Below are 8,947 nucleotides of genomic sequence, written 5' to 3' on the forward strand. Positions count from 1 at the left end.
ATTAAATAGTATATTTAACATTTTAATTTTACAAATAATTTTACTTTTGGTTTATTATACTGGGTAGCATTTAACAAGAAATTTGGTATGAATATATTTATGATTGGAAAAATTTTATCTTTTGTTTCAACAAAGAATTCAAATTAAGATATTTAATAATTTTAAATATTTGATATTTTAGTGCCCTCATGAAAAAAAGTTTTGGGAAATAATAGTTTGTATAAAATTTATGTGAATAAGTTGTTTATCGTTTCAGTTAATGATTCAAAATTTTATTGAAAATACTATTAGGGAGGATTTATATGATTAATTCTACAGTAAAATTAGGTCATAATGTAGTTATAAAAGAAGGCGTAATAATTGGTGAAAATGTAATTATAGAAGATAATGTATACATAGACTATGGTTGCATAATAAGAGATAATGTTCATATAAGAAAAGGGAGTTTTATAGGAGCAAGGAGTATTTTAGGTGAATATCTGATGGATTTTTATAAGGATAAAGTTAATAAAGCTCATCCATTGATTATTGGAGAAAATGCTTTAATTAGGACAGAAAATGTTATATATGGCGATACAATAATAGGGGATAACTTTCAAAGTGGTCATAAAGTTACTATAAGAGAAAATACTAAAATTGGTAATAATGCAAAAATTGGTACATTATCAGATATACAACATTGTTGCAGTATAGGTAACTATGTAAGTATACATAGTAATGTTTTTGTAGGTGAAGAAAGTAAAATTAATGATTATGTATGGATATTTCCGCATGTTGTGATAACTAATGATCCTACACCTCCTTCAGATAAACTTATAGGGGTGACAATTGAAGATTTTGCTATAATAGCAGCAAGGAGTGTTCTTTTACCAGGAGTACATATACATGAAGATGCATTAATAGGGGCAGGAGCAATAGTTACAAAAGATGTTGCAAAGGAGACTGTTGCAGTTGGAAACCCAGCAAAAGAGATTTGTTCTGTAAGAAAAATAAAAAATAAGTTTACTGGCGAACAAGTATATCCTTGGAGGTATACATTTAAAAGGGGAATGCCTTGGAAAGACTCAGATTATGAGACTTGGTATAATGGTTTAAGTATTTAAAATTATAATATAATTTTACTAATTTTTATATTAAAGTGTATAAGAAAGTTTGAGATGGAGGTAATGTATGTATAATTGTTCATTGGTTAAATTTAAAGATATATCAAGTAAATATGGAAATTTAACACCGATTGAGGGTACATATGATATTCCTTATGAAATAAAGAGAATATTTTATATATATGGAGTACCCAACGAAGAAGTTAGAGGACATCATGCACATAGGAAAACATATCAAACATTGATTTGTGTACATGGGTCAGTAAAAGTAAAAGTTAAAATACCCGATGAGGAAGAAATATTTGTTTTAGACAGTCCTGATAAAGGCTTAATGATTGGACCAATGGTGTGGGGAGAACAATTTGATTATTCTGAGGATGCCGTATTATTAGTTCTTACATCAGATTACTTTGATGAAAATGATTATATTAGGAATTATGATATTTATTTAGAAGAGGCAAAGAAAATATTTTAGGGGGGCTGAAAATGAATATTCCGTTTTTAAATTTTGAACCTATGCATTCAGAAATAGAAAAAGAAATTACAAAAAAATTTTTGGAAGTCTATAATTCATATTGGTATATATTAGGGGAACAAGTTAACGAGTTTGAAAAGGAGTTCGCAGCATATTGTGGAGTTAAATATTGTGTAGGTGTTGGAAATGGTTTAGAGGCTTTAACATTAATTTTAAAGGGGTATGGAATTGGAGAAGGTGATGAAGTTATTGTACCTTCAGATACATATATAGCTACAGCATTAGCGGTATCTTATGTAGGTGCAAAACCAGTTTTTGTTGAACCTGATATAAATACATACAATATTAATCCTAAACTTATTGAAAAATCTATCACAAAAAAAACAAAAGCAATTATAGCAGTACATCTTTATGGACAAGCAGTTGATATGGATCCTGTAAATGAGATTGCTAAAAAATATGGGTTAAAGGTAATTGAAGATTCTGCACAAGCTCATGGTGCATTATATAAAGGTATGAAAACAGGTAGTCTTGGGGATGCAGCAGGATTTAGTTTATATCCTGGTAAAAATTTAGGGGCATTAGGAGATGCTGGGGTGATTACAACAAATGATAAAGAACTTGCAGATAGGGTAAGAGTACTAAGAAATTATGGTTCTGATAAAAAATATCATAATTTATATAAAGGGTTTAATTCAAGGTTAGATGAATTACAAGCTGGATTTTTAAGAGTAAAATTGCAATATCTTGATAAATGGAATAATGATAGAAAAAGAATTGCTAAAATATATTTGGATAGTATAAAAAATAACAATATAGTATTACCTTATGTTTTAGATTATTCAGATTCAATATGGCATGTTTTTATTGTAAGAACTAAAAAAAGAGATAAGCTTCAAAATTATCTGAAAGAAAATGGAATAGGAACTTTAATACATTATCCAATACCTATGCATTTACAAGTTGCATATAAAGAGCTTGGTTTCAAAAAAGGAGATTTCCCAATTGCTGAAAAAATTGCAGATGAAGTTTTGAGTTTACCAATGTGGTATGGCATGAAAGATGAAGAAGTTCAATATGTTATTGATAAAATTAATGCTTATAAATAAATTAAATGCTATATAATTATAAAATTGGGTTTTTACGTTAATTACTATTATGTATTGTGGATAACAAATAAAATGCATTAACATTTGAAAGTGGTGATAATTAAATGGACAAATTATCTATAGTTATACCAGTATATTATAATGAGTTAAATATTCCATATTTGTATCCTAAGATTAAAGAAGTTATAAATACCGATATGTTTGAAGTTGAATTAATATTTGTAGATGATGGTTCAGGAGATAATTCATACAAGGAACTGTTAAAATTAAGAGAAAAAGATAATAGGATAAAAATAATCAAATTATCTAGAAATTTTGGGTCGCATATTGCTATTTTAGCAGGATTAAGTTATGCAACGGGAGATTGTGTAACAGTAATATCTGCTGATTTGCAAGATCCTCCGGAAATAATTTTAAGTATGTTTAAGAAATGGAAGGAAAAAAATAAAGTAGTTTTAGCTGTTAGGCAGGATAGAGAAGAATCATGGATTCAGAAAAAATTATCTAATACTTATTATAAATTGATGAAAAAAATTGCTTTACCTAATATGCCAGAAGGTGGATTTGATTGTTTTTTGATAGATAGGCAGGTAGTAGATGTACTTAATAACATGAAGGAGAAAAATTCCACAATAATGGGACAAATACTTTGGAGTGGGTTTAAGACAGAAAAAATTTATTATGTTAGGAAAAAAAGAGAAATAGGAAAATCCAGATGGACTTTTTCTAAAAAAATGAAATTATTTATAGATTCATTTTTAGCATTTTCTTATTTCCCAATAAAATTTATATCTGTTTTTGGAGTTTTAATTTCTTTTGTGGGTTTTATATCTGCAGTTGTTGTTTTTATGAATAAGGTTTTAAATGATATACCAGTTCAAGGATGGACATCTTTAATGATTGTAATTTTATTATTATCTGGTGTTCAATTGATAACTTTGGGTATAATTGGAGAATATTTGTGGAGAAATTTTGATGCTACTAGAGAAAGACCTATTTTTATAATTGATAAAAAGGTTGGATTCCATAATAAAATCAATAAAAATGATGTTAGATGTGATTTAGTACATAAGGAGATTTGTTTAGACGATGATAAAATTATTGAAAACGATATTGGGTAAATATAGTAGTTTTATTAAATTTGCTTTAGTTGGTGTAACCAATACTGTAATATCATTAACAATTTATTGGCTATTGTTAAAGATTAATGTTAATTATTTAGTTAGTAGTACTTTAGCATACATAGCTGGTATTTTTAATGGATATATCCTTAGTTCAAAATATGTATTCAATAAGACTAAAAATATATTAAATGCAGTTAAATTTTTCTCTACATATCTATCATCTTTACTGATAAATTTATGTTTATTGTATATTATGGTTAATACTTTTAAAATAGACAAGGCGATAGCACAATTGCCAGTAGTTATTATTAATATGGTATATAATTATATTATAAATAAAGTTTGGACTTTTAAGTAATGTAAGTAATGAATTTGATTAAGATAAAAAATTTTGATGTGATATAAATACGTGCATTTAGAAAAAAATAATAGGTAATATGAGGAAATCAGAATGAAATCATCAATAATAATCCCAAATTACAATGGCGAAAAATATATAAAAGAGTGTATAGATTCATTATACACTCAAACTTTCAAAGACTTTGAAATAATAATAGTTGATAATGCATCTATTGATAATAGTTGTAGCATAATAGAAAGCAGTTATCCTGAAATAAAGTTAATTAAGAATAATGAGAACTATGGTTTTAGTACTGCCGTAAATCAAGGAATAAAATCTGCGGAAGGTCAATTTGTAGTTCTACTGAATAATGATACAGTTGTGGATGAATATTGGCTTGAAAATTTGGTGAATTGTATAGATAAAGATGACAAAATATTTTCAGTATGCAGTAAAATGATTAGGTATAATGAAAAGGATAAAATAGATGATGCTGGAGATGAATACTGTATATTGGGATGGGCTTATAAAAGAGGAGACGGACGACCAGTTTATAATTATAATAAGAATAAGCTGGTCTTCAGCTCTTGTGCAGGAGCTGCGATTTACAGAAAAAGCGTATTTAAAGAGATTGGATATTTTGATGAAAATTTTTTTGCTTATTTAGAAGATGTGGATATAAGTTACAGAGCTAAAATTCATGGATATAAGAATAAATTTTGTAGTAAAGCAAAGGTTTATCACATTGGAAGTGCTACTACAGGAAGCAAATATAATTCGTTCAAAGTTAAATTGGCATCAAGAAATAATATATATTTAGTATATAAAAACATGCCAATTGTTCAGCTGATAATAAATTTTCCGTTTTTGTTAATTGGATATGTAATAAAGCTTTTGTTTTTTATATTTAAAGGTTATGGTAAAATATATTTAGGTGGAACAAAAGAAGCTTTTAAAAGTCTGAAGATGATTAATAAAACGAAATTTAGAGTAAAAAATGTCATAAATTATTTTAGAATAGAGATTGAATTAATAAAAAATTTTTTAAAATATGTGTTATTTAAGCTTAAATTAGATAATTCAAATTAAATATAAGAATTAAATATGTTAAGTTCACTTAATATATTCTCTTAAAGGGGTACAACAATGGACTTGTCGGTAATAATAGTAAATTACAATACAAAAGATTTATTAAAACAAACAATTGATTCTGTTATAAAAACAACTAAAAATATAAAATATGAAATAATAGTATCGGATAATAATTCTCATGATGGTAGTATTGAGATGATGAAGGAAGTATTTCCTCAAATAAAGCTTATAGAAAATAATGATAATTTGGGTTTTTCAAAAGGAAATAACGTTGCAATTCGAGAAAGTAAAGGTAGATATGTGCTTCTTTTGAATTCTGATACGGTAGTTTTGGATAATTGTCTTGAACAGTGTGTAAACTATATGGACAAGCACAAATATACAGGTGTACTTGGTTGCAAAGTTGTACTGAAAAATGGTGAGCTAGATCATGCTTGCAGAAGAGGATTTCCAACACCACAGGCTTCATTGTACTATATGTTAAAATTAAATAAATTTTGGCCTAATAATGAGAAGTATACTCAATATACTCTAAGCCATTTGAATGAAGACGAAATAAATGAAGTAGATTCAGTAATGGGTGCCTTTATGATGGTTAGGAGAGAGGCTATAGAAAAAGTTGGACTTTTAGATGAAACATTTTTCATGTATGGTGAAGATATTGATTGGTGTTATAGGATAAAAGAAGCAGGATATAAGGTAGTATATTATCCAAAAGCTAATATAATTCATTATAAAGGGGCAAGCAGTAGTAAAAAGCCTTTTAAGACTATATATGAATTTCATAGAGCAATGTATATATTTTATAATAAACATTATAGGGAAAAATATAGTTTTCTTATAACAATTCTTGTTTATATTGGAATAATGCTAAAACTAGTATTAACATTAATAAGAAATGTTTTCAAGAGAAGATAAACAAGTTAGGTATTTGAAAATGCCTTAGGTAGTATATATCACTAAAAAGTGGGTGTTAAAATGATAAAGCAAAATCAAAGAATTTTAAATAAAGTACAAGTTCTATTAGATGGTATTTGTATTTTAATATCTCTTATTTTGGCATGGATTGTAAGATTTAAAATGGGGTTAATAACTGTGAAAGGTGGTTATTTGCCATTTAATCAGTATATAAGACCAGTAATAGTTATTTTGCCGATATATTTAGTTGTCTACAATTTATTTAAGCTTTATACACCACGCAGAATGAAAAGTATTTTTAGTGAGTTTACAAATCTGATAAAAGCTAACGTTCTTGGAATGATGATTTTTATACTATATTTGTATATTATAAAGGAAATAAACTATTCGAGATATTTGTTGTTTATTTTTGGTATATTGAATATTTTGATATCTACACTTGAAAGGTTATCAGTAAGGATTTTATTGAGAAAACTTAGAAGATCGGGATATAATATTAAACATATCATTATTGTGGGATATAGTGAATTAACACAAGAATTTATAAAACGCATCAATGCTCATCATGAATGGGGTTATGATGTTGTTGGAATATTAGATGATAATTATTATGAAGAATATAAAATTGCACATGAACAAGCAGCCGCTGCATCAATTAATTCTGCAAATGTTGGCATTGTTAATGATAGTGATGTTGAAATAATTGGAAGAATTTCAGAATTGGAATATTATCTAAATAAATGGGATATTGATGATGTATTTATAACGTTGAATTTAAAGGAATACGATAAATTAGGGAATATAATTCAAAGTTGTGAGAAATGTGGAATAAGAACTCAGATTATTCCCGATTATTATAAGTATATACCTGCTAAACCTTATGTGGAGGAGGTAGATGGACTTCCTATAATAAATACGAGATATGTACCATTAGATAATTTGCTTAATAGGGCTATAAAGCGTACTTTTGACATAGTGGTTTCTATGATTTGTTTAATGATATTTTCTCCTATAATGTTGGCAACTGCGATTGCTATAAAACTGACTTCTCCTGGACCTATAATATTTAAACAGGAGAGGGTGGGCTTGAATCGAAAAAAATTTATAATGTATAAATTCCGTTCAATGAAAATTCAGAATGAAGATGACGAAAGAACAGAATGGACAACTAAAAACGATCCTCGCAAGACTAAATTTGGTAACTTTATAAGAAGGACAAGCATTGATGAATTACCACAACTATTCAATGTTTTAAAAGGTGATATGAGCTTAATAGGGCCAAGACCGGAGCGACCTTATTTTGTAGAAAAGTTCAAAGAAGAAATTCCTAAATATATGGTAAAACATCAGGTTCGACCAGGCATGACAGGATGGGCGCAGGTGAATGGTTTAAGAGGAGATACTTCTATAAAGAAAAGAATAGAATACGACATTTATTACATTGAAAATTGGGATATGAAATTTGATATAAAAATAATGTGGTACACAGTATTCAGAGGTTTCATCAACAAAAATGCATACTAAAAAACACCCCAGGGGTGCAAAATTTTCCATTACTGGGGTGTAGTAGTTATTCGAATAATTTTTTTAAAGTTTCAAATGAAATTAACCTATCTGTACAATTATTTTCTTTGTTTTTATGTTCAAAAAGTTCAATTTCTATAGCGTCTTTAATTAAGTTATATACGGCTAGGGGGTTGACACTATCTTTTTCTTTTAATTTTTCGAAAAACCATTGAGAGGTTTCTTTTGAAAATTTACCACTTTTAATTCTTTTACCCCAAAACAATTCTAATAAAGCATCCATATCATATTTTATTTCTATGTCCTCAAATTCTTTGTCAAATTTATTTTGTTTATTTGCTATAGTTGAGAAAATTTCATAACATATATTTACAATTAAATAATTTCATAAAAAATAGAGACAAATTTCACTTTTTGTTGTATAAATTATTTTGAATACAAACTTTAACAACAGGAGTGAAATTATGTCTCATAAAAATAGTTTACCAGAAAAATCACCAATAAGCCAGTTTTTATTTAGCCTTGGATTCTTTTGGAAAAAGCTCGTTCGCAAGCTCCCTCGCTAGGGGTCAGACCCTTGGGAAAAATTACAAGGTTAAGTTTGCTAGGATATGTATATAGTATTCTATAAACAGAAGTTTAGCACTTAAAAATTTTTTAGGTTGGTAGCCCATTGATTTATAAGAATTTAAGAATAATCAGTGGAAATATGAGATTTTCCGATTTTTACTGGAAATTATAGAGAAAAAAGTTGCAAAATAAAAGCATCCTTTTTATAATAGTTTTGTTTAGAAATTCACACAAAAAGGATGCTGATAAAATGAGCAAGAGTTATTTGAAACAATTACTCACCTATACTAATAAGGTATACCATATAGGTGAAAAAATCAATACCTTAAAAGATAAAAGAGTAAAATCAGAAGTAAAAATTTCAACAATTGCTTTTATTGTTTTATTTGGATTTATGCTTCAAATAAGAAGTTTCAATAGATTAGACCATTGGCTTGAAAAAGGTAAATTTAAAAAAGTGTTACCTAAAAAAACTAGAACTCCACGCATTGACTCTGTCAGGCGGTGTTTCAGTGGTTTTGATTTAGATGGATTAAAAGGAATTCATAGTCATATAATTAAAACTACTATAAAAAATAAGGTTTTTAGAGGTGGTACTATAGATGGGTTAAAGGTTGTTGCAATAGATGGTGTAGAGCTATTTGAAAGCACAAAAAAATGTTGTGATAAATGTCTTACAAGAGTTGATAAAA

The 8,947-nt window shown here is 27.5% G+C and carries 9 protein-coding genes and 1 pseudogene; 9 read left to right on the forward strand and 1 reads right to left on the reverse strand.

From position 1 onward, the window contains the following. The first annotated feature begins 302 nt into the window (after positions 1 to 302). The 8 genes from CLTEP_RS12485 (at position 303) to CLTEP_RS12520 (ending at position 7,685) form a co-directional block, all read left to right on the forward strand. Positions 303 to 1,103, forward strand: a complete 801-nt coding sequence (locus tag CLTEP_RS12485; protein ID WP_066827203.1) for an acyltransferase — start codon at positions 303 to 305, stop codon at positions 1,101 to 1,103. A gap of 67 nt (positions 1,104 to 1,170) precedes the next feature. Beyond that, entirely contained in the window at positions 1,171 to 1,578 is a 408-nt protein-coding gene (locus CLTEP_RS12490; RefSeq protein WP_066827205.1) for a sugar 3,4-ketoisomerase, read from the forward strand. 11 nt (positions 1,579 to 1,589) lie between these two features. Continuing rightward, positions 1,590 to 2,687 carry a DegT/DnrJ/EryC1/StrS family aminotransferase gene (locus tag CLTEP_RS12495; RefSeq protein WP_066827207.1) on the forward strand — a complete coding sequence of 366 codons (1,098 nt, stop codon included), beginning with the start codon at positions 1,590 to 1,592 and terminating at the stop codon, positions 2,685 to 2,687. Between the two features lie 104 nt (positions 2,688 to 2,791). Then, the gene (locus tag CLTEP_RS12500; RefSeq protein ID WP_066827209.1) at positions 2,792 to 3,808 is read left to right on the forward strand and encodes a glycosyltransferase family 2 protein; all 1,017 of its coding nucleotides are present in this window, start codon (positions 2,792 to 2,794) and stop codon (positions 3,806 to 3,808) included. Next, positions 3,777 to 4,169, forward strand: a complete 393-nt coding sequence (locus tag CLTEP_RS12505; protein WP_066827211.1) for a GtrA family protein — start codon at positions 3,777 to 3,779, stop codon at positions 4,167 to 4,169. Before CLTEP_RS12500 ends, CLTEP_RS12505 begins: the two co-directional genes overlap by 32 nt. A 93-nt stretch (positions 4,170 to 4,262) precedes the next feature. Next, positions 4,263 to 5,240 (forward strand): glycosyltransferase family 2 protein, encoded by a 978-nt coding sequence (locus CLTEP_RS12510; RefSeq protein ID WP_066827216.1) that lies wholly within the window; start codon positions 4,263 to 4,265, stop codon positions 5,238 to 5,240. Positions 5,241 to 5,297: 57 nt separating this feature from the next. Next, positions 5,298 to 6,161 (forward strand): glycosyltransferase family 2 protein, encoded by an 864-nt coding sequence (locus tag CLTEP_RS12515; RefSeq protein ID WP_066827218.1) that lies wholly within the window; start codon positions 5,298 to 5,300, stop codon positions 6,159 to 6,161. 60 nt (positions 6,162 to 6,221) lie between these two features. Further along, positions 6,222 to 7,685 (forward strand): undecaprenyl-phosphate glucose phosphotransferase, encoded by a 1,464-nt coding sequence (locus CLTEP_RS12520; RefSeq protein WP_066827220.1) that lies wholly within the window; start codon positions 6,222 to 6,224, stop codon positions 7,683 to 7,685. A gap of 46 nt (positions 7,686 to 7,731) precedes the next feature. On the opposite strand, the gene CLTEP_RS12525 is transcribed toward CLTEP_RS12520, so the two are convergent. Beyond that, entirely contained in the window at positions 7,732 to 7,968 is a 237-nt protein-coding gene (locus CLTEP_RS12525) for a hypothetical protein (RefSeq protein WP_066827222.1), read from the reverse strand. Between the two features lie 537 nt (positions 7,969 to 8,505). Here CLTEP_RS12525 and CLTEP_RS12530 point away from each other — a divergent pair. Next, positions 8,506 to 8,947 (forward strand): annotated as a pseudogene (locus tag CLTEP_RS12530) (transposase); the annotation flags it as partial.

This window comes from Clostridium tepidiprofundi DSM 19306 (genome assembly GCF_001594005.1).
GTDB classification, from domain to species: domain Bacteria; phylum Bacillota; class Clostridia; order Clostridiales; family Clostridiaceae; genus Clostridium_AC; species Clostridium_AC tepidiprofundi.